This is a genomic window from Mucilaginibacter pineti, assembly GCF_900101875.1.
GTDB lineage: Bacteria > Bacteroidota > Bacteroidia > Sphingobacteriales > Sphingobacteriaceae > Mucilaginibacter > Mucilaginibacter pineti.
Genome location: NZ_FNAI01000002.1, coordinates 34,179 through 59,040, shown reverse-complemented (window position 1 = coordinate 59,040; position 24,862 = coordinate 34,179). Strand labels below are relative to the sequence as shown.

20 protein-coding genes are annotated in these 24,862 nt (G+C 42.6%); 9 read left to right on the top strand and 11 right to left on the bottom strand.

From position 1 onward, the window contains the following. Nucleotides 1–133: 133 nt before the first annotated feature. On the bottom strand, nucleotides 134–1,615 hold the full coding sequence (locus tag BLS59_RS04570; RefSeq protein WP_091145261.1) for a glycine--tRNA ligase: 1,482 nt from the start codon (nucleotides 1,613–1,615) through the stop codon (nucleotides 134–136). 145 nt (nucleotides 1,616–1,760) lie between these two features. On the opposite strand from BLS59_RS04570, the gene BLS59_RS04565 reads away from it, so the two are divergent. The 5 genes from BLS59_RS04565 (at nucleotide 1,761) to BLS59_RS04545 (ending at nucleotide 6,238) form a co-directional block, all read left to right on the top strand. Continuing rightward, on the top strand, nucleotides 1,761–2,426 hold the full coding sequence (locus BLS59_RS04565; RefSeq protein WP_091145257.1) for a ferredoxin reductase domain-containing protein: 666 nt from the start codon (nucleotides 1,761–1,763) through the stop codon (nucleotides 2,424–2,426). Nucleotides 2,427–2,587: 161 nt separating this feature from the next. Next, the gene (locus tag BLS59_RS04560) at nucleotides 2,588–3,295 is read left to right on the top strand and encodes an ATP-binding cassette domain-containing protein (protein WP_091145253.1); all 708 of its coding nucleotides are present in this window, start codon (nucleotides 2,588–2,590) and stop codon (nucleotides 3,293–3,295) included. Between the two features lie 303 nt (nucleotides 3,296–3,598). Beyond that, nucleotides 3,599–4,114 carry a hypothetical protein gene (locus tag BLS59_RS04555; protein ID WP_091145251.1) on the top strand — a complete coding sequence of 172 codons (516 nt, stop codon included), beginning with the start codon at nucleotides 3,599–3,601 and terminating at the stop codon, nucleotides 4,112–4,114. A gap of 191 nt (nucleotides 4,115–4,305) precedes the next feature. Then, nucleotides 4,306–5,739, top strand: a complete 1,434-nt coding sequence (locus BLS59_RS04550; RefSeq protein ID WP_091145248.1) for a glycoside hydrolase family 125 protein — start codon at nucleotides 4,306–4,308, stop codon at nucleotides 5,737–5,739. 319 nt (nucleotides 5,740–6,058) lie between these two features. Continuing rightward, nucleotides 6,059–6,238 carry a histone H1 gene (locus BLS59_RS04545; RefSeq protein WP_091145245.1) on the top strand — a complete coding sequence of 60 codons (180 nt, stop codon included), beginning with the start codon at nucleotides 6,059–6,061 and terminating at the stop codon, nucleotides 6,236–6,238. An 81-nt stretch (nucleotides 6,239–6,319) separates the two neighbouring features. Here BLS59_RS04545 and BLS59_RS04540 read toward each other — a convergent pair whose 3' ends face one another. From BLS59_RS04540 to BLS59_RS04520, 5 genes are all read right to left on the bottom strand, one after another. After that, entirely contained in the window at nucleotides 6,320–7,117 is a 798-nt protein-coding gene (locus BLS59_RS04540; protein WP_091145242.1) for a Fic family protein, read from the bottom strand. A 98-nt stretch (nucleotides 7,118–7,215) separates the two neighbouring features. Continuing rightward, nucleotides 7,216–8,094 carry a 4-hydroxy-tetrahydrodipicolinate synthase gene (gene dapA, locus BLS59_RS04535; protein WP_091145238.1) on the bottom strand — a complete coding sequence of 293 codons (879 nt, stop codon included), beginning with the start codon at nucleotides 8,092–8,094 and terminating at the stop codon, nucleotides 7,216–7,218. A gap of 162 nt (nucleotides 8,095–8,256) precedes the next feature. Continuing rightward, entirely contained in the window at nucleotides 8,257–10,704 is a 2,448-nt protein-coding gene (locus BLS59_RS04530) for a DUF5686 and carboxypeptidase regulatory-like domain-containing protein (protein WP_091145235.1), read from the bottom strand. Between the two features lie 135 nt (nucleotides 10,705–10,839). Further along, nucleotides 10,840–12,855 carry an NAD-dependent DNA ligase LigA gene (gene ligA / locus BLS59_RS04525; protein ID WP_091145231.1) on the bottom strand — a complete coding sequence of 672 codons (2,016 nt, stop codon included), beginning with the start codon at nucleotides 12,853–12,855 and terminating at the stop codon, nucleotides 10,840–10,842. Between the two features lie 227 nt (nucleotides 12,856–13,082). Then, a complete protein-coding gene (locus BLS59_RS04520) occupies nucleotides 13,083–14,003 on the bottom strand; it encodes a DUF6263 family protein (RefSeq protein WP_091145229.1) in 921 nt (306 codons plus the stop codon). 152 nt (nucleotides 14,004–14,155) lie between these two features. Between BLS59_RS04520 and BLS59_RS04515 the strand changes: the two genes are divergently transcribed. Next, nucleotides 14,156–14,398, top strand: coding sequence for a hypothetical protein (locus BLS59_RS04515; protein WP_091145226.1), 243 nt, complete (start codon nucleotides 14,156–14,158; stop codon nucleotides 14,396–14,398). A gap of 218 nt (nucleotides 14,399–14,616) precedes the next feature. Here the strand turns inward: BLS59_RS04515 and BLS59_RS04510 are convergent, their stop codons facing one another. Further along, nucleotides 14,617–16,401: a DUF885 domain-containing protein gene (locus BLS59_RS04510; RefSeq protein WP_240315150.1), complete on the bottom strand. Its 1,785-nt coding sequence runs from the start codon at nucleotides 16,399–16,401 to the stop codon at nucleotides 14,617–14,619. Nucleotides 16,402–16,499: 98 nt separating this feature from the next. On the opposite strand from BLS59_RS04510, the gene BLS59_RS04505 reads away from it, so the two are divergent. Beyond that, entirely contained in the window at nucleotides 16,500–16,973 is a 474-nt protein-coding gene (locus BLS59_RS04505; protein ID WP_091145222.1) for a DinB family protein, read from the top strand. Between the two features lie 114 nt (nucleotides 16,974–17,087). On the opposite strand, the gene BLS59_RS04500 is transcribed toward BLS59_RS04505, so the two are convergent. Continuing rightward, on the bottom strand, nucleotides 17,088–18,395 hold the full coding sequence (locus tag BLS59_RS04500) for an alpha/beta fold hydrolase (RefSeq protein ID WP_091145218.1): 1,308 nt from the start codon (nucleotides 18,393–18,395) through the stop codon (nucleotides 17,088–17,090). A gap of 274 nt (nucleotides 18,396–18,669) precedes the next feature. Between BLS59_RS04500 and BLS59_RS04495 the strand changes: the two genes are divergently transcribed. After that, a complete protein-coding gene (locus BLS59_RS04495; RefSeq protein ID WP_091145216.1) occupies nucleotides 18,670–21,117 on the top strand; it encodes an outer membrane beta-barrel family protein in 2,448 nt (815 codons plus the stop codon). 10 nt (nucleotides 21,118–21,127) lie between these two features. Here the strand turns inward: BLS59_RS04495 and BLS59_RS04490 are convergent, their stop codons facing one another. The 3 genes from BLS59_RS04490 to BLS59_RS04480 form a co-directional block, all read right to left on the bottom strand. Then, nucleotides 21,128–21,343, bottom strand: coding sequence for a KTSC domain-containing protein (locus BLS59_RS04490; RefSeq protein WP_091145213.1), 216 nt, complete (start codon nucleotides 21,341–21,343; stop codon nucleotides 21,128–21,130). A gap of 43 nt (nucleotides 21,344–21,386) precedes the next feature. Further along, nucleotides 21,387–21,767, bottom strand: a complete 381-nt coding sequence (locus BLS59_RS04485; protein WP_091145209.1) for a DUF1634 domain-containing protein — start codon at nucleotides 21,765–21,767, stop codon at nucleotides 21,387–21,389. Nucleotides 21,768–21,943: 176 nt separating this feature from the next. Further along, nucleotides 21,944–22,780: a sulfite exporter TauE/SafE family protein gene (locus BLS59_RS04480; protein ID WP_091145206.1), complete on the bottom strand. Its 837-nt coding sequence runs from the start codon at nucleotides 22,778–22,780 to the stop codon at nucleotides 21,944–21,946. 218 nt (nucleotides 22,781–22,998) lie between these two features. Between BLS59_RS04480 and BLS59_RS04470 the strand changes: the two genes are divergently transcribed. Next, nucleotides 22,999–24,846 carry a UbiD family decarboxylase gene (locus BLS59_RS04470; protein WP_091145199.1) on the top strand — a complete coding sequence of 616 codons (1,848 nt, stop codon included), beginning with the start codon at nucleotides 22,999–23,001 and terminating at the stop codon, nucleotides 24,844–24,846. Nucleotides 24,847–24,862: the final 16 nt, after the last annotated feature.

The following is a 24,862-nucleotide window of genomic DNA, read 5'->3' as shown; positions in this document are numbered from 1 at the left end:
GATTTATTTAAACAATGAATGTGAATTTCAGAAAATTGTTTTTGCGACAAGGTAATTTGTTATCAGCAAGATCAGCAGCAACAGAAAAGGCCCGCTGGTTTAGCGGGCCTTTAAATATTTGATCGGTGTTAGCTTATTTCAGCAGGTTTCTCCAGCTCACCAGATCGCCTATGATCTTATCCAGATCGGCAGCGGCTACACGTTCCTGTGCCATGCTATCGCGATGGCGGATGGTTACGGTATTATCCTCTAAAGTCTGATGATCTACAGTGATACAAACCGGCGTACCAATAGCATCCTGACGGCGATAGCGTTTACCAATGGCATCTTTCTCTTCGTACTGGATATTAAAATCAAGTTTCAGCCTGTCCATAATTTCACGGGCTTTTTCTGGCAAACCGTCTTTTTTGGTAAGTGGGAAAATGGCAGCTTTAACCGGGGCAAGGCATGGGTGCAGGTGCAGCACGGTGCGGCTATCCTGTTTCTCATCTGTACTTAGGTCTTCTTCCTCAAAGGCGTTGATCATAGTAAGCAGGAACATCCTGTCTAACCCTATCGAAGTTTCAATTACGTAGGGCACATAGTTACCATAAGGCTTGCCGGTTTCAGGATCAACCTCGGGATCAAAATACTGCATTTTTTTACCCGAGAATTTCTCATGCTGACTTAAATCGAAATTGGTGCGGCTATGTATTCCCTCAACTTCCTTAAAGCCGAATGGGAAATTAAACTCAATATCAAAAGCCGCATCTGCATAATGGGCAAGTTTTACGTGTTCGTGGTAGCGGTATTTGGCAGCATCGGTACCCAGGGCAAGGTGCCATTTAAGGCGTGCTTCTTTCCATTGGCTAAACCATTCTTTTTGTGTGCCAGGGCGTACAAAATATTGCATTTCCATTTGCTCAAATTCGCGCATGCGGATAATGAACTGGCGGGCAATAACCTCGTTACGGAAAGCCTTGCCTATTTGCGCAATACCGAAAGGAATTTTCATCCTGCCAGATTTTTGCACGTTAAGGTAGTTTACAAAAATACCCTGCGCAGTTTCGGGGCGAAGGTATATGGTGTCAGACTCATCGGCAATGGCGCCAACCTGGGTGCTGAACATCAGGTTAAACTGGCGTACATCTGTCCAGTTGCGGGTACCACTTACCGGGCAGGCAATTTCATGCTCAATTATCAGCTCTTTTAAACGCGGCAGATCCTCATTTTTAAGGGCATCGTCCATATCATGCTGTAATTGTTCGGCTTTGTCGGTTTTGCCGTCCTTATCGTAACGGTCTATTTTATCTTCTAAAAGCTGATCGGCACGATAACGTTTTTTTGAATCTTTATTGTCGATCATCGGATCGCTGAAACCATCAACGTGCCCGCTGGCCTTCCAAATTTTGGGGTGCATAAATATGGCCGAATCGATACCAACAATGTTATCATGCATTTGCACCATGGCTTTCCACCAATAGGTTTTGATGTTGTTCTTCAGTTCGGCACCATTTTGGCCGTAATCGTAAACAGCGCTTAAGCCATCATAAATCTCGCTTGAAGGAAAAACAAAGCCATATTCTTTGGCATGTGATATAACATTTTTAAAAAGTTCGTCGGTTGATTTGCTCATAATAGCTGCAAAGATACAATTTAGGCGGAAACGTTAAAGGGGAAAGGAGAAAGGTTAAAAATCATTAAATTCATCCAAAAACCACCTTAATTAAAACCAAATGGCGGGTTACTCATTATTACTAAAACATTAATACTGTATAGCCATGGAACAAATTGTAAGGATACTGGATATTCATAACGTTACCCACAATGTAAAACAGTTTATTATTGAAAAACCCGATGGTTTTACCTTTACACCGGGGGAGGCAACCGAACTATCAATTAATGAGCCTGGCTGGTACGATAAAAGGAACCCTTTTACTTTTACGTGCCTTACCGACCAGCACTTCCTGGAATTTACTATTAAAATATATACCGACCATGATGGCGTTACCAACCACCTGGGCCAGCTTAAAGTTGGCGACGAGCTGATTTTGCGCGAAGCCTGGGGTGCCATAGCATACAAAGGCCCGGGTTATTTTATAGCAGGGGGTGCGGGTATAACCCCATTTTTGGCAATTTTAAGGCAGCTTTACAATGATGGAAAAACAGAGGGGAACACGCTTTTCTTCTCGAACAAAAAAGATGAGGACATTATACTTGCCGATGAACTTAAAACAATACTTGGCGAAAATGCCCATTTTACCACAACCCAGCAAAAGGGCGGCAAAAATGATCATCGCCGTATTGATGCCGCGTTTTTAAAAGCCGAGATAAAAGATCTCACCAAGCATTTTTATGTTTGCGGGCCCGATGATATGGTAAAGGAAATAACAGACACATTAACCCAATTAGGTGCCAACGCAGATTCGGTTGTGTTTGAGAAGTAGTTTTTTCAGTTTGCTTTGGAAGTTTGCAGTTTGCTTAATCAGTTAGCAGTTGCAAGTTTGCAGTTTGCGTAAAAATTAACAAATCCGAAATCGAACATCCGAAATCCGAAATACTTCTATCTCATATCTCAAATCTCACATCTAAAATCTATTTTTGAGCCATGAGCATCCAGGTACAGGCATTAACAAAAGTTTATGGCGAGCAAAAGGCGGTTGATGGCATTAGCTTTACTGCCGGGCCGGGTGTGCTTGGCTTCCTGGGACCAAATGGCGCTGGCAAATCAACCACCATGAAAATACTTACCTGCTTTATACCCCAAACTGCGGGCATTGCATCTGTTTGTGGGTTTGATGTAATAAGCCAGGCGCTTGAGGTGCGCCGCCACATTGGTTACCTGCCAGAGAGTAATCCGCTATACCTGGATATGTATGTAAAGGAATCACTGGCGTTTATAGCCGGCATCCACAAAATACACGAACCCGCCAGCCGCATTACTAATGTTATTGAACAAACAGGCCTTGGCCCCGAGCAGCACAAAAAAATAGGACAGCTATCAAAAGGCTACCGACAGCGTGTTGGCCTGGCGCAGGCTATTATACACAATCCCGATGTACTCATCCTTGATGAACCAACTTCGGGACTGGATCCCAACCAGTTAATCGGCATCCGCCAGTTGATTACAGAACTTGGCCAAACAAAAACCATCATCCTATCTACCCATATTATGCAAGAAGTTGAAGCCGTTTGCAACAAGGTGATCATTATTAATAAAGGTAAAATTGTAGCCGATGATACACTGCCAGGCTTGCTTAATAAAAACGGCAATCACACGCTTGAGCAGATATTCATTACACTAACAGGTAATTAAATATTTTTTATTTAAAAATTATCTTTTACTTTTATCCTACCAATAACCTAAATACATCTTATGAAAAAAATCCGGTCGGCCTTAATGGTCTGCGATAGCTTTGCATGGCAAATTTATTAAGCATGCAGATCCATGTAAATTTCAGACCCTGAAAATCAAAGCATAATTTATTATTTCAAAAAACAATTCGGCATTTTGTAACGTTTAGCAGTTATAAACGTCAAGTTTCATAAGAAACTCCATCGCGGGAAGGGCCCGTGGTGTTGTATATTAACCAATTCAATAAACTAAACCATTTCAGTTATGAAAAAAATCTTATTAGCCTTAGTTATTTTAGGAGGCACGGCATTCAGTTCATTTGCACAAACATCATCGTCGTCATCACCGGCCGATGCCGCCAAATTCAGTATTGGATTTGATGGGGGCTTGCCAACTGGCAAATCCAAAAATTTTTACAGTGTAGTATTAGGCGGCTCTTTAAAATATGAAATGCCAATTGCCAGCAGCACTTTGTTCACCATATCTGCCGGCTACAGCTCTTTTCAACCAAAAAAGGAATTTAAAGATGCAGGCTTGCATGCTGCAGGTTTTATACCTTTGAAAGCCGGTATTAAATATTACTTCAATGAAGGTTTTTATGGCGAAGGCCAGTTAGGCGCTGTATTTTCAACAGGAAGTGACGGCGGTACGGCTTTTGTTTATGCACCGGGTATTGGCTACACCATTGAAGGCGGCTTTGATATTGGCGTTCGTTACGAAGGCTGGGCAAAAAGCGGCACTATAAGCCAGGTAGCACTTCGCGTTGCTTATAACTTTTAAGCTGTAAAACAACAAAATAAAAAACGGCCCGGGCATATGCTCCGGGCCTTTTTTATGCGCTGAAATTGTCTTTGGTTTTAAAAAGTGGGAACACTGTCTAAAACAATTTAGATTTATGAAATTAATTGGCTAATATTTTTCCAATAACCAAAGGCTTTTATATTTTTACACCCAACCTTTAAACAACCATTATGCTAACCAGAAGAAATTTTATAAAAATCAACGGTGTTGCAACCGCTGGTATAGGACTTGGCCTTACCCCCAAATGGTACAGCAGCAGTATGCCTGCCTTTGAAAGTCACAGGCCAAAACTTGCCGATCGTAAATTTACCAGCAAAAGCGTTGAAGCCATTATTCAAAAAGTTAAAGCCGATATTAAAGACCCTGAAGTGGCCTGGCTGTTTGAAAACTGCTACCCCAACACTTTAGATACTACCGTTAACTATTCTGAAAAAGATGGCAAGCCAGATACCTTTGTTATCACCGGCGATATTTTTGCCATGTGGATGCGCGATTCATCGGCACAGGTGTGGCCGTACCTGCCCCTTATAAAAGAAGACCCGGCCCTTAAAAAACTGGTACAAGGCGTATTAAGCCGCCAGGCCAAATGTGTAATTATCGACCCTTATGCCAATGCCTTTAACGAAGGTCCAACCGGCAGCGAATGGGATACCGATGTTACCGATATGAAGCCCGATCTGCATGAACGCAAATGGGAAATTGACTCGCTATGTTACCCTGTAAGATTAGCTTACAACTACTGGAAAATAAGCGGCGATACCAGCTTCTTTGATGAAAACTGGCAAAAGGCAGGTAAAATAATCCTGGATACCTTTAAGGTACAGCAGCGCAAAAATGGCAATGGCCCTTACCACTTTCAGCGTAAAACAGAAACCGCCAGCGATACCGCGCCAAATAAAGGCTACGGTAACCCGGTTAGGCCTGTTGGGTTGATCTGCTCCATCTTCCGCCCGTCTGACGATGCTACTATTTATCCGTTCCTGGTTCCATCAAACTATTTTGCGGTAACCAGCCTTAAGCAAATGGCGGAAATGTACAGCACCATTGGGCATGATGCCACAACTGCTGCCTCATGCAGGGCCCTTGCCGCCGAAGTAGAAGCCGCGCTTAAAAAATATGCAGTTGCCAACCACCCTATCTACGGTAAAATTTTAGCCTTTGAGGTTGATGGTTACGGCAACCAGCTGCTGATGGATGATAGCAACGTGCCAAGCTTGCTTGCCCTCCCATATCTTGATTCGTTACCGGTAACCGATCCGTTGTATCAAAACACCCGTCGCTTTGTATTGAGCAGCAGCAATCCTTACTTTTTTAAAGGTAAAGCAGCAGAGGGAATAGGCGGTCCGCATGTGGGTATTAATTATATCTGGCCAATGGCTATCATTATGCGCGGCTTAACATCCACCAACAAAGAGGAGATCACAAAATGCCTGCACATGCTTAAAACTACCCATGCCGGTACAGGCTTTATGCACGAAGGTTTTCATAAGGATAATGCCAACGACTTTACCCGTAAATGGTTTGCCTGGGCCAATACCCTGTTTGGCGAGCTGATTATCAAAGTGCACAGAACCCACCCGGATATCTTGCAGAAAACCATCTAACCGGATATACAATATTTAATACATCGCCAATATTTTAAATAGGCCCTTTTATAACAAAAGGGCCTATTTAATAATTATTCACTTAGTTTATTTTTTATATAGCTTATTTATTTGAAGCAATAAAGAAAACAACCACCAAAGTATTATATTTTTAATATTTAAATACCCGCAACAAATACCCTAAAAGCAATCAAAATGTGGAAAAAAACCACTTTAAAGGCAGTATTTTTTCACTTTAAAAGTTTTTAATTAAAAAAAAACATTATAGATTAGCTTTAATTAAAACAATAGACCTCATAATTTTAAAAGGAGTAATTAAATGAAAAAATTTACTGAAGTAAAAGAGCTGATAGCATCTTTAGAGGCTGACGCCGACAAATTCTACAACAAAGGAAACAGTGCTGCCGGAACACGCGTTCGTAAAGGCATGCAAGATCTTAAGAACCTGGCACAGGCTATCCGCCTTGAGGTTCAAGAATCCAAAAACAAAGAAAGCTAAGTAAGATTTTCGATTATCTTATTCCAATAAAAAACCCGGTTATTAATCACAACCGGGTTTTTTATTTAAATGCTTCAGTAATCAAAAAAGAAAAGTAAATCCCGGGCCTTTTAAAGGCTTTTTCATCTGCTCAAACGCATTTATTTCTTTATTCAAAAGATAGGCATATTCGCCAGCCATAAAATCCCTGAATATTTGAATATCCTCACGTTGCCTTGTATCAACTAAAGCCTGTATGTAAGCAGCCTTGTTTTCACTTTGCACTATAGCTAAAGGCAAGCCATAGTAAGCCTGGATATAATTCATCAGCAACCTTGATGTACGGCCATTGCCATCATAGTAAGGATGGATGCTCACCAGGTTAAAGTGCGCATCAAAAGAAAGCTTCAATTGCTCATCTACAGTTAATTGACTGCTCATCGCTTCGTTTAATTTCTGTATAAGGGCTTTCGTCAGCTGCTCTACCTTATCAAAATTAGGAAAATAGGAAACTCCTGCTGTTACATTTCCCTTGCGAAAGGCACCTGTACTGGAATCGACAGTACCCAGCATCGTGTTATATACCTTTCCTGTACTTTTCATCACCACAGCATTAATCTGCTGCAACAGGCCTACCGTCAGGCTTTTTTTGGCTTTGGCGTTTTCAATGGTAAATAATAACGCTGCATGATGATCTGTAACCATCAGACTTTCGCCAAGTGGTTTGCCATTGGGTGTCCGTCCCTCATTTATCAAAACCTGAGTTTCAATTTCTGTTAGGGTAGATCCCTCAATACGGGTTGAATGATGGTCAATAGCTATCAGATTAAACCGCTCATGATCTATAACATCAGCTATCCCAAGATCATTATATTTCGATATCAGTTTAATAAGTTCCATTTATGAAAGCTAAAATAAGGATAAAGTTGTCAAATAGGTAATATGCAAAAAGCCACATCGATTAAGGTGTGGCTTTCATTTTTAATTATGAGCTTTATTTAAGCAAACTTTTTAGTTTCCTGTATAATGGCATCAGCAATACCACTGCTTACCTGCACCAGCGGCAGGCGTACGGTATCCCCGCAAACACCTAAGTATTTAAGCGAAGTTTTTACGCCGGCAGGGCTTCCTTCAACAAACATAAGCCTGGTGAAATCTACAAATTTTGAATGTGCTGCCTGTGCGCCCTTGAAATCGTTTTTAAGTAAAAGCTTAACCATTGCCGATAACTGGCCGGGCAACGCATTACCAATAACAGATATCACGCCAACTGCGCCCAAAGCCATCATTGGCAAGGTAACCGGATCATCGCCGGATATAAACAGAAACCCTTCTGGCTTATCGCGCATCAGCTGATTAAACAGATCGAAATTGCCTGATGCTTCCTTAATACCTATGATATTTTTAAAATCGCGGGCAAGGCGCACCGTTGTTTCCGCGCTTATGCTGCTGCCTGTACGACTTGGCACGTTATATAAAATGATAGGCAGGTTGGTATTTTCGGCAATAGCTTTGTAATGATGATAAATTCCTTCCTGTGTAGGCTTTACATAATGCGGACTTGATGATAATATAGCATCATAACCAGTGGTATTGAATGCCTTTATCTGCTCAACCAATTCGCGGGTGTTATTGCCGCCAATGCCTGCAACCAAACCAACGCGCTTATTTACAACTTCGGCGGTAAAAGCCCAAACCTGCTTTCGCTCATCCCCGCTCAATGTGGCGCTTTCGCCGGTTGTGCCTAATGATACAAGGTAATCTACCCCGCCATCAATCAAATGCTCAATCAGGTTGCGTAACCCGTCAAAGTCAATTTGTCCGTCCGAATGAAAAGGGGTCACCATAGCTACCCCTGTTCCGTAAAATTTATTCATGAGTAAAATTAAAGGATGCTAATATAGCGGAATAGTAGCAAGTAGTTAGTATCAGGTAGCAAGATTTTACCTCTATATCTCAAGCATCAACACTAACTACCTGATACTAAAGAAAAACCGTACTTGATACTTGATACCAAATGCGATACTAACTACTTGATACTACAATGCCACCCCTATCCTGAATGCCGAATGAATATTGGTGCCGCTGTTGTAGCTCATTCCGTACATGGCCCTGATATTTAAGTATTGAAGGCCAAAGCCCAGTTCGGTATAGTTTTTAAGATTTGGGGTATACAGATAATTAATATCCACTATCTCCTGCAATTTAAACCTGCGGATAATAGGAATTTTATTGGTGATAAAACCCGAAAAGTTATGCTCCAGATGCCCCTCAATATATTTATCGGGCGTGCTAAAGTTGTAATAATTAAGCAATAAAAACTTATTAAGGCTGGTTGTGTACACCAATAGCTGGTTACCGTCGAAGTGTTTATAATCGGTATAAAACAACTTATTGGCATTAACGAATTTACCCGCGCCTGCAAAAAACGATGTGCGCCCGTAAAAACCCATATCAATGTTTGATTTTGCAACATCTACACTCAACACATCATAATCAACATCTGATCCTAAAACGCCGCTTACCCCCTTAACATAATTTACCCCAATGGTTGGATATTTTGATGGCAAATAGCGCCTGCCCGATGGATAGGTTTCGTACTTATCGCTAAAATCATAGGTGGTACGCAAACCTATCTTAAAGGATTGATTCTCGGGAAACAAGGGCGCATCCGATGCAGGGTTTAATGGGTTATTGGAGGTGAACTGTTTTTTATCGGGATTAAAGAAACTATAATCAGACGAGTTGGACAACGATTTACGGTTAGCCCACTCCACCATCGCGTAAGCAACCCATCCGCCCGTGATCCTGCCGGATAATGATGCCGAGGCAAATTGCTTTTGATAGAGTTTTTGATAATTTTCCTTGTAAAACAAGCTATAAAAAGAGTTTTCTAAAGTTGATACCGGCTGGCGACTATTCAGATCGGTAATATCCGAACCGGCGTTTAAGCCAAGTGTTAAATGTTTCAAAGGGATGGCCGCACCAACAGTGCCATTAAACATTTTGTTTTTGAAACCATACCGCACCTTGCCGTTAAGCAGCAGGTAACGGTTATTTACCGTATCAACCAACTTACTGAATGATGCGCCATAGTCAAGCGCAAAACCCTCAACGGTATTGTAAACCAGGGTATTCAGTAAGCCATCAAAGTGGTAATATTCTTTTTTATAACGATTGCGGGTACTGATGCCCGTGAAAATATTTATGGGCTTAAAGGTATTATTAGCCTTATCCAGCGAATCCAGGTATACCTTTGATTCGCGTTTTATGGCCAGCTTATCTTTAGCTTTATAATCTACCTTTTCTTCGTTAGTAAGCGGTATGGGGCGTTCCTGGTTCCAATAGGAGGTATCTTTAGCAACGCCTTTGTCTATCCGTAGTACCTCGGCAAAATCCTTTTTATTAAGTACCGGATCGAGGTCATAGTTTTTATATACCGATATAAAATATCCACCCACCTTAAAGCCAAACAAGCCGCCGGTAAACTCAAACTTAATAGTTGCCGGCATCCAGGCCCTGCTGCTTACCGGGTAAAATTGCTGGTTTACGGTTAAGGTATCAACAAAATTTATGTTGGCTTTTTTTGTAAGGTAAAGCTGCAATGATTCTATCCGCCAGCTATCATCTAAAATATAAATATAGCCTTCAAAGCAGGGGTCGTAGCTGCGCTTTGGGGTAACCTTGATCTTGTTAACGGTTTCGCCGTTTTCAACGCTCAGGCCCATGTATTGGTATTTATAGTAAAACAGGGCGTTATCGGCAATAGGCGATACCAGCGGACGGTTACTAAGGCCTTCCCATGTTTGAAAGTTTTCGTAAAAATTCACCGCCAGATCTGATGCGCGATTAAAGCTGAACGCCCGGTTACGGCCAGATACCTTTGATGACACCTGCACTTCATGAACCTGATCGGGCCGCATAAAGCTGTATTTTGATTCTGATTCTGACAAGTAAACTATCCCCCTGCGGTTAGAATCAAGTCCGGCCTCGTTGGTGGCTTTCTGCACGTCAACACCAAGAAATTTCTTGGGGGCAGCCAGTAATTTTTGCAAGCCCTTTATGTAGATATCGCAGGTGTAGGCTTTTACTTCATTGAGGTAAGTTTTACGCTTTTTGATGGCCTTGCGAATGATGGCATAAGCAGGATCTTCGGCGCCGGCATGTATGGCAATGGCTTTTAACTCGTAGGTTTCTGTTTTAAGGCTCACATTTACAACCTGGTTGGCGGTAAGCTCAACCCGTTTGCTTTGCTGCCCGTAGCCTACTGCTTTATATTGTAACTCGTAATTGCCGGGCTTTAATTGCAGTTCATAAAAACCCTCGCTGTTGGCAGATGCGCCTTTGGTTGTATTTTTAATGTAAACCGATGCAAAGGGCACGGGTTTATTATTTTCGTCGGTTATTTTACCGCTAACACTAAACTGCTGGGCAAAAAGAGGAGAAGTAAAAACAAATAACAATACGAGTAATAAGGTTGATTTCATTTAGCGGGGTTTTGGTACTAAGATGAAACTTTATAGCTTATTGTTACAGTCAATATTTGTTAAATAATGTGAAATAACGAGTTATATGACTACTAATGATAGTCATATAACTCGTTTTAACGAAATTAATATCGCTTAGTCAATCATCTTCAACAATTCTTCGTCGCTAATAATTGGGATATTTAACTTTTGGGCTTTCTCTAATTTGGCAGGACCCATATTATCGCCGGCCACCAGGTAGTTGAGTTTTGCCGATATGCTGCTCAATATTTTGCCGCCATTTTGCTCAATGAGTTCCTTTAGTTCGTCGCGCGAATACTTTTCAAATACGCCCGAGATAATAAAACTCTGACCGGATAGTTTCTCGCTGGCCAGGTTCACTTCCTTTTCTTCGGCAACAAATTGCAGACCACGGTCCTTTAATTTTGCTATTTCCTGCCGGTGGCTTTCATCGGCAAAATATTCGGTGATGCTTTGGGCAATACGACCGCCTATTTCTTCGGCGGCGGTTAATTCCTCCGCGGTGGCATCCATAAGGTTTTCGATGGTTTTGAAATGGGCTACCAGCTTTTTGGCAACCGTTTCCCCAACATAGCGGATCCCTAACCCAAACAGCACTTTTTCAAAAGGCATCTGCTTTGATTTTTCGATCCCATCCAACATGTTATTGATAGATTTTTCGCCAAACCGACCAAGCTGTTTTAACTCGGCGGCGTGTTCATGCAAATCATACAGATCGCTGATGTGTGTTATAAACTGTTGCTTATAAAGTGTTTCGATGGTTTCATCGCCCAAACCATCAATATTCATGGCTTTACGACCGATGAAGTGCTGCATTTTACCCATTATTTGAGGCGGACACCCCTCATCATTGGGGCAATACCATGCGGCTTCGCCTTCGGTACGCAATAACGGCGTATCACATGCAGGGCAATTAGTTATATAGGCTATCGGCTTAGCATCGGGCTTACGTTTATCTAAATTTACGCTGATGATCTTGGGGATGATCTCGCCGCCTTTTTCAACAAAAACGGTATCATGTTCATGCAATTTAAGGCGCTCGGTTATTTCATCTGCATTGTGCAGCGTGGCGCGCTTTACGGTAGTACCGGCCAGCAACACGGGTTTTAAATTGGCTACCGGCGTAACCGCGCCCGTACGCCCCACCTGGTAGGTAACCTGCAATAGTTCTGTTTCTACCCGTTCGGCTTTAAATTTATAGGAGATAGCCCAGCGCGGCGATTTGGCCGTAAAGCCAAGCTCCTGCTGTTGCGAGTAATTGTTAACCTTAATCACAATACCGTCGATATCGTAGCTCAGGTTAAAGCGCTCTTTATCCCAATGTTCAATAAACTCCAACACGCCGTTAATATCACTACAAAGGCGACTTTGCTCGTTTACATTAAAACCCCAGCTTTTAACAGCTTCCAGGCTTTCCCAATGGGTTTTAAACAGCGTTTTTTCGGTGTATAAACCATACAAGAAACAATCCAGCGGGCGTTTAGCTACCTCGGCCGAATCCTGCAATTTCATGGTACCCGATGCAAAGTTACGCGGATTGGCGTAAGGCACTTCACCATTATCAACACGCTCCTTATTAAGCCGTTCAAATGCTTTAAGGTGCATAAATACTTCACCGCGAATTTCAAACAGATCGGGATAATTACCAGCGGTCAGTTTTTTGGGGATGCTATGAATAGTGCGCACGTTGGTGGTTACTTCATCGCCCTGTACCCCATCGCCGCGGGTAACGGCACGCAGCAGTTTGCCATTTTCATAAGTCAGGCTCATGCTCAGTCCGTCGAATTTAAGCTCGCAAACGTATTCAAAACTGTCGCCTATGGCCTTGCGGATGCGCTGATCAAAATCAAGCAATTCCTGCGCGTTGTAGGTATTACCTAACGACAGCATTGGCCAGCGGTGCCTAACCGTAACAAATTCTTTGGTAATGTAGCCGCCCACCTTTTGGGTAGGCGAATCCGGATCTGCAAATTCCGGGAATTCCTTCTCCAACTCATTCAACTCCCGCAATTTCCGGTCGAAATCAAAATCGGCAATAGTAGGCATAGCCAGCACATAATAGTTGTAATTGTGCTGTCTTAATTCGTTTGTTAAGGCCTGTATTTGTTTGTTAGCTTCGGCTGGTGACATATATGCGAAGGTAATGTTTTGGTTTATTTGTTCAATGGCTCATTGGTATGATTCAGACGATTAATAGCATTCGACGTCGACAAAAAGCATTCTCATGTAGAGACGCAATATTTTGCGTCTCCAACTATGCAAGTGCACTATACAAATCGATCTGCATGGCGGGAGACGCAAAATATTGCGTCTCTACATAAAAAATATCGCCCTCAACACCATCAGTAACCAACACCCTACTTATCCGTAGTAATGGTTTCATTAGTTACCGTCATTGGGAATGAGGCGCCGCCGGGAACCTGGGGGTTATCCTTGATGTTCACGGTACCGCTTATCTGCTGTTTTATTTTTGCTTCGGTTATCCAGCCAGTCACTTTATCTGCTTTAATATCGGCGGTGGAGGTACCTTTCATATTGTACTGCATAGGCATGCCCGATATTTGTTTATAGCCCGTAGCGTTATCGGTTACAATGGCTCCATCGCCATGAATTATGTAGCTGGTGGGGCTTACGTCTGTTAGCTGATAAACGGTACTAACCTTAGCGGTCATGGTGGTTTCTATATTGTTGACTATCGTCCACTTTTCGTTTTTAGCAACCGCCTTTTCAGGGAAAACGGCGGTCGACATTTCCAGACTGGTTTTGATGGCTTCGCTGCCAAACGACTTCAGAAACTGGGTTTTAACCTGCTCCTTTTGCGCCCCCTGGATCTGCGGAAAACCATCCAATACCGATGAGATCATTTTCTCCGCATTTTCAACCGACTTAATTTTGCCGCTTTTGGTAATAATAGCGGTAAACGGCTTGTTTACCAAACCTTTTAATATAGACGACATGATATCCGTTGAGTCGGATTTGTTGGAATCGAAATTAGCATTTGAACCAGCCATTTGCATTTTCATACCCAGGCTTTTATAGTTAACCTCCATGTAGTACAACGAATCATCGGCATTTAATACCTTAAATGAGGTTGTGCCATTAATGGCGATATTTATATTATTTACCTGCCCGTTCATGGTTTGCTGTATGGCCGATGAAGTGCTGGTGATCATATCATAGGTATTACCTTTAGTTAAATGCAGGGCCGGTTTAAACTTTTGGGCCTGGCAGGCAAGGGTTGCAGTTAACAGCATTAACAGGTTAAAAAGATGTTTCATATAGATTTATGGGTTAATAAAGGTATCACAATAATTTGATGTAAAAATGCGCCGTTTGTTAGCAATTATTTAAAACTTATTTCGTTAACTTTATATAAGCTAAGCTTTTATACTTTTAAGATACTTTTCAAACAACAGAAAGGGAGGTTTTCATGTTACAGCAGATAGCATTTATACCACAGCACCAGTTTCATGTGTTGATCAATTTTAAGGATGATGAGCGCATTGTAGCTGTTTTACCCAATGAAGCAGGGAAGTTCCGCGTGGTTGACCAGGGTAAAATTATTGCTGAATTTAATTACAATAAAGAGCATAATGTTGTTTGCTGCCAGGGAAAGCTGGAGAACAATATTGAAGCCCAACTGGCGTACCAGATAGAAAAACATTACGCCTAATTATAAGTTTTTTAAAGATTTTGATAGTTCATGGGTGATTGGCTCGTGGTTCATAGTCCATAAGTTTAGTCATTCATGGGCTATCTGCTTTTGGGGGAGTCCGGAAGTCGGAAAGTCAGAAAGTCCGAAAGTTTTTGGAAGCATTCCGGACTCTCTTCCTTCTCTGACTTCCGGACTTTTCCGACTTTCTGACTTCCCAGACTTCCCGACTTCCCTTCTTACTTCCCTGTTTCCGGGGCTTTTGCCAGCATGGCTTCCCTGATAAATTTAACCGGAGCGCTGCCGTAGCTTAAAAACTTCTCGTTAAACTCTTTCAGTTTATATTTATCGCCCATTTTTTCTTTGTAGGCATCGCGCAAATCGGTGATCTCTTTGTAGCCGGTGTAGTAGCTGGTAAGCTGTACGCTGGTTACACTTACGCGTTTCCATTTGCCGTCGGCTTCGGCTTGCTGCTGGAATGCCTCGGTGGTTAGCATTTTTATGGCTTGCTCTTTGGTCATGCTGCCGCTATGCACGCTATAATCCAATATGGTATTACAAACCGAACGCAGGTGCCATTTGTACCACATCAGCAGCATTTCGGGCTCATTGTTGCCATAGCCTGCATCAAGCATCATTTGCTCGGTGTAAACAGCCCAGCCTTCGGCCATAGCGCCGTTACCAAATACCGATTTTATAATACTCGGCGCTTTGTTGGCGTAAACACTTTGTACATAATGGCCGGGTACTGCCTCGTGAATACTCAATATCTGGATGATGTATTGATTGTATTCGCGCAGGTAGCTTTCGGCTTTTTCCTTACTCCAGCCGGCAAGGCTGCCAACATTGTAATAAGCATTGCCACCCTTATCATAAGGCCCGGGCCCGCTCATTGATGCACCCGCAACACCAGCCATATAACCAGGTTCTTTACGGATAACAAGTGGTTTTGATGGATCGAGCGTTAACAGATCTTTACTTTTCACAAAGGCATTAAGTTTAGGAATCAGCTGTACAATGGCCGATTGAAATTCATCCGGCTTAACATGTTTTGATGATAAGGTATCAATCATCTGGCTAATAAGCTGCAATGTATCGGCAGGCATTGCTTTAGTACCAAAATACTTAGGCCATAACGTGCGACTTATTTTAGCCATTTCATGATGCAGGAATTTTTTACGGTTAACCGCCGAATTATAAACCTGTTGCGCGGTACTGGCAGCTACTACCTCGAACTTAAATTTATCTTCATACAAATCTTTACCCAACCTAAAGCTGCGGGGATGATCGTTCTTCAGGGCTTTCAGCCATTCGGTATAATCCTTTATGGCTTTAACACTAAGCGCGGCCCTGTCTGTTATTAATTTTTGTTCGGGTTTGGGGATGCTTGTTTTCTTAAGTGAATCGGCAAGGTCTTTTTCAAAGATATCCAGGCCGCCCAGGTTTTGCTCAATGGCCAGGCTGGTAAGCTCCGCCACCGGATTTTTTATTTGTTTTTGGGCCTCTTTATAATAAAGCGGAATGTTGGCCATCTTCTCATAAATACTGCGAACACGTTTGGTAAGCGGCGCGTAGTTCTCATTCAGGATAAAGGCAAAAGTACCTATCACGTTGTATGCCGATGGGTCCCATTCATATGATTTAAGCTGATTTATTTGCCATTGCGTATAATCCAGCTGGTTCTGCATCATTTTATAATCAATACGGTTGGCTTCGGTAAGGCTGTTCACCTCAAAACGACTTAATGAATCGGCCTGGAGCCTGGCAAACTCAATAGTTTTTTGCCTCGATTGCTCGTTGGGGATAAGCAATACACTATCGTATTTATGATAGCCTACAGAGGTAGCCCAATCGGGGTTTTGCTTCCAAAGCGCATCTAAAAAAGAGTTTTCATAAATGGCAAAGGCAGCATCGTCCTTACCCAGCATGGGGCCGCCGCCGGCACCTTCTTTTTTACAACCGGTTAACACCACTGTAACCAGGGCAACTGCAACAAACAGCTTGAAAAATATGTTTTTTATCACGAATTGAAGATTTTTAAAATGACGGATAAACTTAAAACATTTAAGGCATATAAATCAATCTGCCTTGTAATTTGTTACTTTAAAAAACAAAGCACAACATGAATAACGATCATAAAATTTTAATTGACGAATTGATACACCTGCTGCAAGGCGGGAATGCACATGTCGATTTAAAAAAAGCACTGGCCGGCTTGCCCGAAAACCTGCGTGGCGCCAAACCCGATAAGCTGCCTTACAGTATCTGGCAGTTGGTATATCACATCCGCATTGCGCAATGGGATATGCTGGAGTTTTGTAAAGATGGCGGCCATCAATCGCCAAACTGGCCCGATGATTACTGGCCGAAAGAAACCGCCCCTAAAGATGATAAAACCTGGAACGATACGGTTGAGCAAATTAATACCGATTTGGAGGAATTGATCTCGCTGGTAAAAACAGGCGATCTGTTCACTAAAATTCCGCATGGCGATGGGCAGAATATTTTACGCGAGGCCCTGCAGGTTGCAGATCATAACGCTTACCATGTTGCTGAAATAATAGTGATCAGAAGATTGCTGGGAGCTTGGGGATAGTTTATTGGTTATTTAAATTGTCATTCTGAGCGATAGCGAAGCATCTGATCATCGGTATGCAAGCCGCCCAGTAGATTCTTCGCTATCACTCAGAATGACAAAATTTAATACACTCTATTTTACCTTTTTCACAAAGCCGATCAAGGCTTTTACAAACTCGGGTTTAAGCGGCAAATCGGGCTGGTTATAGGTGGCCAGGTTCTTTTCCCTATCGGCAGGGGCTTCTTTCAAAACATGGTTCATACCTGGGATGATATCCAATATAGCTTCTGATTTTGCTTTCTTTAGTTTATTGGCATCGGCTACGGTTACCTGCAAATCTGTTGTGCCCTGTAGTATAAGTATAGGCACATTCAGTTTCCTGATCTCGCGGGTTGGGTTATACCTAAACCACGACATAAGATATTTTTGGATACTTGGCCTCGCAACCGCGTAAAGCAAAGGATCTATGTTATCGGTAGTTTTTCCTTTTTTCAAGCTATCAAGCATCCGGTTAAACCCGTCTGATACAAATTTCGACTGCGATTTCATCTGCTCAACCATAATTTTATCAGCCGAATCACCCGCACCTGCTACGGATATAAATGCCTTTACAGGCTGGTCTATACAAGCCATCATACCTACTAATGATCCTTCGCTATGGCCCAGTACAATTACTTTCGAAAAACGCTCATCAGCTACCAGTAAATTAATTAAGCCCAACGCGTCATCCACATAATCTTCAAATCTAAGTTCGTTTTCCTTAGTGGTGCTTACACTTTGGCCAACAAGGCGCTTATCATAACGTACCGATGCTATACCGTTTTTACCAAGTTCATTGGCTATCAGCTTATAGTCATTGGCGAATAAGCCAAGTTTAGGACTGTTGCCGTCGCGGTCTGTAGGGCCCGATCCGGCTATGATTAAAACTACGGGAACTTTTTCTCCTGCATTTTTGGGCATAGCCAATGTTCCGGCCAATGTACCCTCCAGTGTTTTTAATATGATTGGCGACTCGGTAATGGACGGATCAGTAGCTATGGTTGATGTTGGTGTAACGGCGGTTACAGCAGCCTCGGCTGTGTAAGGCTTTAAAAACAAACCGGTAAACTGTCCATCGCCATTGAGTGCAAGGTTAAGTGAAAATACGCCTTTTTCAAAGTTAGCCTTATAAGATGCCACCGGCGATTCGTATTTCACAAAGTCGGCACGGGTAAGGTTACCTAATTGCGCCCGCAGTTGCATGGTGGTAGTTCTGAAACTTTCTAAGGGCAGGGAAGTTTTCATTTCCTTGCTAAACATGTTAAAAATGCTGTCGACCTTATTGGTGTTGTACAGCTGCACAAACTTACTTAAGGCCGTTGCATAATTAGCTGGCTGGGTTTGTGCTAAAAGCCCGCTGGCAAAACATATCAACGGGATAAAAAAAATTATTTTCTTCATGTTACTGGTAATCAAATTGCACTAAGATACTCTTGGGCCGAAATTAATAAAAAATGCCCTGCTTTTGTTTAAATTGATAATACATATCTATGGCTACTTAAACCTCCCTGTTTTTAATAAAACATAACCGGCAATTAATTTCCATATCGGCACAACATTATTATTTACATATCGTAAAAAGCCTTTATATGTATTTATAGGGTTTTAATATATTGTGCTATATTGCATTATATTTTAAACTTAGAAATATAGAAAATTTCTACAAAAACTATTAATGAAGGTATTATTCGGGTGCTTATTTTCGGCGTTCTTAACCGGGATATGCTATTTTTCTTTTGCGCAAACCAAACCTTCAGCAATACAGGGTAAAGTTTTAATGGAAGATAATACCGCTGCGGAGGCTGCCACCATAGTGTTGCTGCGCGCCGCCGATTCATCAGTAGTAAACTCGGGCCTTGCAGATAAAACCGGGGCGTTTTCTTTTAGCGGCATTAAACCAGATACTTATTTACTTTTAGCCACCTCCATTGGCAGCAGTAAAGCATACACTGCCCATTATAAAGTTAACGAAGGGCAAAGTATAACCGTAGCTAATATTATTTTAAAGCTGATTAACAGCCAGTTGAAACAGGTGGATATTATTGCCCGCAAACCCTACATAGAGGTTAAACCCGGCAAAATCATTGTTAACATGCAAAGCAGTATCCTATCCGAAGGTAATTCGGCGTACGATATATTAAGGCAATCGCCGGGGGTACACGTTAACAGCGGCAGCGAAATGCTGAGCATTGTTGGCAGGCAGCCCGCTTTAATTACCATTGACGGCAAACCCACCGGCCTCACCGGCGACGATCTTACCAACCTGCTGCGCAGTATGCAAAGCAGCACCATTGAGCAGATAGAAATGATCAGCAGCACCTCGGCAAAATATGATGCATCTGGCGGGGGCATTATAAACATCATACTAAAAAAAGGCAAAAATATTGGGGCCAACGGCAGCGTGGTTATAGGCGGCGGCTATGGCAAATACTATAAAAGCCGCGCCGGTATCTCCTTTAACAATCGCGGTGCAAAAATCAACATTTTTGGTAACTACACATTTGACAATAATAAAACCGACCGCACCATTACCACCAACAGGAATATTAATTATAACGATGTTTTAAGTAATTATGATGTTAAATATTATAATACTCAAAAAACACAAGCACATAACTTTATTTTAGGTGCCGATTACTCCATATCAAAAACACAAACAATTGGAATACAAGCAAATGGCATTATAAAGAATGATAGCTTTGATAAAGATAACAACCTGAGAATAACCAACCAGGGGCAGCTTGATTCTGTTATTATTGCTAAATCAAACCTTGACAGGGGTAGCAGCTACTTAAATTATAACGTTAACTATAACGCGGCGTTAAGCAAAGCAGGAGATAACCTATCGGCAGATTTTAATTACTCTACCTATAACCGCCACTCCAACGAATTCATTACCAATAATTTTTACACTCCCGAAGGCCAAACCTATCGCGATCCGCTGCTGCTTGAAAACCTCTCGCCATCAAATATCCACATCTGGACGTCGAAGATAGATTTCATACATCCATTCTCAAAAACCGAGCGGTTGGAGGCCGGGGTTAAATACACCCATACCGAAAGTAACAACAACCTAATATTCGGCGCAAAATTAAACAACACTTATCAGGCCGATCCTACTGTTAGTAACCGCTTCATTTATACCGAGCGGATAAGCTATGGCTATTTAAATTATATAAATAAGGTTGGCAAATTTGAGTTTACCGCTGGTTTACGGGCCGAAAAAACAAGTACAAACAGTAACACCGTTGCCATTACCACGTTAAATAATGCGGAAAACAGCAATGATTACTTCAACCTTTTTCCGCAGGGGCAGATAAATTACCAGGCCAACAATAAAAACACATTTAACCTGAGCTACAACAAGGGCATACACCGCCCCGCTTACGAGGATATTAACCCGTTTTTATACTATACCGATCTGTATGATTACCGCTCGGGCAACCCGCATCTGAAACCCGAATACACACATGCCTTTCAATTAACGCATACCTATAACCAGTCGTTGTTAACTACACTGTATTACAATCTCACCAACGATGCCTATGATTTTCCGGTTTACAGTCAAAATGACTCATCGAAAGTTAACGTAATGAGCAATAAAAACTTTGGCAGGATCAAGGCTTTTGGTGCATCTGTTTATACTCCCGTGCGGTTTAACAGCTGGTGGAGCGGCAATTTTTATTTAGATGCCTCGCTGCAGCGCTATAAGGCCTATGCCATAAACGGCACCTTTAATAAAGCCATGCAGGATATCATTTTTAATACCACGCAAACCTTTACTATCAGCAGTACAATATCTGCGGAAGTTTTCGGAAAGTATGAGTCGCCCACTATATATGGCATCAATCAAATTAAACAAAGCTATTTAATGAACGCCGGCATCAGCAAACAACTGTTTAACAAGCGGGGCAATATAAAACTAAGCATTAATGACATTTTTAATACCGACCGGGAACGGTACCACGTGCTGTATCAAAATGTAGATCTTACCGGGGTTAACAAACGGGAAAGCCGCATAGCCCGCATCAACTTTACCTATCGCTTTGGAAAATCGACAGTTAAATCTGTACCGAAACGCCAAACCGGCAGCGACGACGAGCAGCGCCGCACAGGTAATTAAAACCAATCATTTATTTAATCCGCAATTCGGGGTATTTGCCTTTGATACGGGTAACGAAGAAATTTCCTAAAGATTCGGAACTTATAAACTTTTTGTAGGTTGACGGTTGGAAGCCAAAGTACTGCCATATCCCGCCGCTGTCCCTAAACTCAAGTTCAAGGATCTTTGCGTTAGGGTCATAGCCTGCGCTATTTAATGCCGATGATTCAACATACTGCCGTTGCATATTATAATAATATATGCAACGGCCAAAAAGTTTTAAAAAATATTTAACCGGCGTGGCCGCTTAGCATACTGGCCAAAATGATAAGTAAAACCAGCAACGTGATGCCGGTGTACAGGTAGTCTTTTTCCAATACAAAACCTATTGCCGAAAATACCACTCTTATAACAGGCGTAGCAATTAATAGCACTATCCCGGCCTGTATAATGGCCCTCCCCCGTAAGGTAAATATGCCGTTGATAATACCGCCCGGGCTATGTACAAAATCTGGCACACCTTTAAAAGTACTATAATCAACATGTGTATGCCCGTGACGATACAGGTAAAATGCACCGCCAATAAATATAACACTCATTGATATAAGCACCCCTGCGCGTAGTATCCAGCCTATAACGGCCTGCATATCGGTATCTCTGAATTTATTCATTTTTATATTGGGTCATTTATTTCGTGTCATTATACTGCGTGTCATTGGGTCATTTTCACTTCGTGTCATTAGTCATTAGTCTTTTGTTATTGTTACCGTCTTATTCATTAATGACTAATGACGGCGTAGCCAAATGACCAATGACCCAATGACGGCGCAGCCAAATGACCGCGCAGCTATATTTTATGTGTAAACCCGTTATATATCATTTGGGATGCCAAAAAGGTTACTACCAGTGCAAATACCCAGCGCAGCCAGCCCGATGAGGTGGTATGCACCAGTATTTTTGATCCGCTTAGTGCGCCTAATAAAACACCAATGGCAACCGGCATTGATAAACCGGGGTCAATATAACCGCGTTGCAGGTAAACCACCGCACTTGCCGCAGCGGTTACCCCTATCATAAAATTACTTGTTGTGGTTGATACCTTAAAGGGGATGCGCATAATGCCATCCATCGCCAGTACTTTTAAGGCGCCAGATCCTATCCCCAGCAGGCCCGATATTACGCCCGCAAACAGCATCATAAAAAAGCCGCCGCCAACATTTTTTATCTTATAATCTACCCGGCCATTGGCAGTTGGGTAGCTGCTGTTGAGCTTTAGTTTTTCGGCCAGTTTGCTGGGTTGCTGGTTGATGAGTTCGGCCTTTTTACGTAAGGACATAATGGCCGACAGGATCAGTATCACCCCAAATAAAATGGCTATAAAATTTGTAGGAATGTAAACGGCTACCAGCGCGCCTACCATAGCCCCCGCCGTAGTGGCAATTTCCAGGAACATCCCCAGGCGAATGTTGGTGATGCCCTCTTTAACATAAGCCGCCGCCGAACCCGAGGAAGTGGCAATTACCGATACCAGCGACGCGCCGATGGCATAATGAATATCAACCCCTAACAATAGCGTTAACAGCGGTATAATTACCACACCGCCGCCCAGGCCTGTTAATGAGCCCAGCAAACCCGCAAAATACGAGCCCACCAGTATAATTAAGGTAAGTACAATTACCGACATAAAATTTAGCAGTCAAACTAAGTTACGAAAGTAGCATATTTTGATGATTGGCGTGCTTGTTTACAGGCTGTTTGCGTTATTTATTGCCTTTTTCTGGCATATTTTTTTATTTATCAGTGGTAGTAAATCCATCAATTTTATATGCTTTATGGCAACATTATTACCAACGAAGTATGGAACAACCAAACCAATGAGCGCTAATATTATTACCTTCGTGCATGGGTTATAAAAGTTTACAGGCCTGTATTGCCGACCTGGAAAAGAACGGTCACCTGGTGCGTATTAAGGACGAGGTTGATCCCTATTTGCAGATGGCAGCCATCCACCTGCGTGTTTTTGAAAACCAGGGACCAGCCATATTATTTGAGAATGTAAAGGGCAGCAAATTCCCCGCAGTATCAAACCTGTTTGGTACGCTGGAACGGTCGAAATTTATATTCAGGGATACGCTGGATAAGATCAAAACCCTTGTAGAGTTAAAGAACGACCCTATAAAAGCCATTAAAAACCCTTTTAAATATACAAACGTAGCGCTTACGGCGCTATCCGCGTTACCTATGAAAGGCAGCGGCAGAAGCGCCCCCGTAAATTTTTCCAAATGTAAAATAAGCGACATCCCCCAAATTGTGAACTGGCCTATGGATGGCGGTCCATTTGTGACCATGCCGCAGGTTTATACCGAGGATGCAGACAAACCCGGCATCATGAATGCCAACCTGGGTATGTACCGCATACAACTGGCCGGTAACGATTATATTTTGAATGAGGAAATTGGTTTACATTACCAGTTGCACCGCGGCATAGGTGTACACCAAACCAAGGCAAATGCAAAAGGGCAGCCATTGAAGGTAAGTATATTCGTGGGCGGACCGCCAAGTCATCCCGTGGCGGCGGTAATGCCCCTACCCGAAGGACTATCTGAAATGACCTTTGCCGGTGCGCTTGGCAACCGCAGGTTTCGTTATTTTTATGATGATGAGGGTTTCTGTATTTCTTCGGATGCTGATTTTGTGATCACGGGTACGGTTATGCCCCTCGAAAACAAGCCCGAAGGCCCCTTTGGTGATCATCTGGGCTATTATAGTTTAAAGCATCCCTTCCCGCTTTTGAAAGTGCACAATGTATACCACCGTAAAGATGCGGTTTGGTCGTTCACGGTAGTGGGCCGGCCGCCGCAGGAGGATACCAGTTTTGGGGCACTTATCCATGAAATAAGCGGAGCGGCTATTCCAAAGGAAATCCCCGGTTTGCACGCTGTTAACGCGGTAGATGCTGCAGGTGTACACCCATTATTATTTGCCATCGGCAGCGAGCGTTATACGCCTTATATTAAGGAGCGCAAGCCGCAGGAGATCCTCACCATAGCCAACCACATACTCGGCAAAAGCCAGCTAAGCCTTGCCAAGTACCTGCTGATAGCTGCCGAAGGTGATGACCCTAACTTGAATGTTAACAATATTGAACCGTTTTTAAAACACATACTGGAGCGTGCAGACTTTACCCGCGACCTCCATTTTTACACCCGCACTACCATTGATACCCTCGACTATAGCGGCGACGGCCTTAACACCGGCAGCAAGGTAGCCATAACCGTAGCCGGTGACATTAAGCGCGAACTATGGACAGCATTGCCATCATGGTTTGAACTGCCCAGACCGGTTAACACCTACAAAATGGCCATGCCCGGCGTGCTGATGGTGGAAGTACCCAAGCATGTGAACCATAAGGATATGGACAATATTGTAAGCATCATCGACTATAAACTAAAAGAAGATGCCGACGAACTTACCGGTCTTGCCCTCATTGTACTTTGCGACGATGCTGCCTTCGCCGCCGAAAACATCAATAATTTTGTTTGGATAACTTTTACCCGTAGTAACCCATCCCATGATATTTACGGTATAGGCAGTTTTACAGATCATAAACACTGGGGCTGCACCGGTCCGCTTATTATTGATGCCCGCATAAAACCGCACCACGCCCCCGTACTTGAACGTGATGCCGAAGTTGAAAAACAAATTGATAAAATGGGCGAAAAAGGCGGCGCTTTATATGGGATTATTTAATGGGAGATTTATGGAA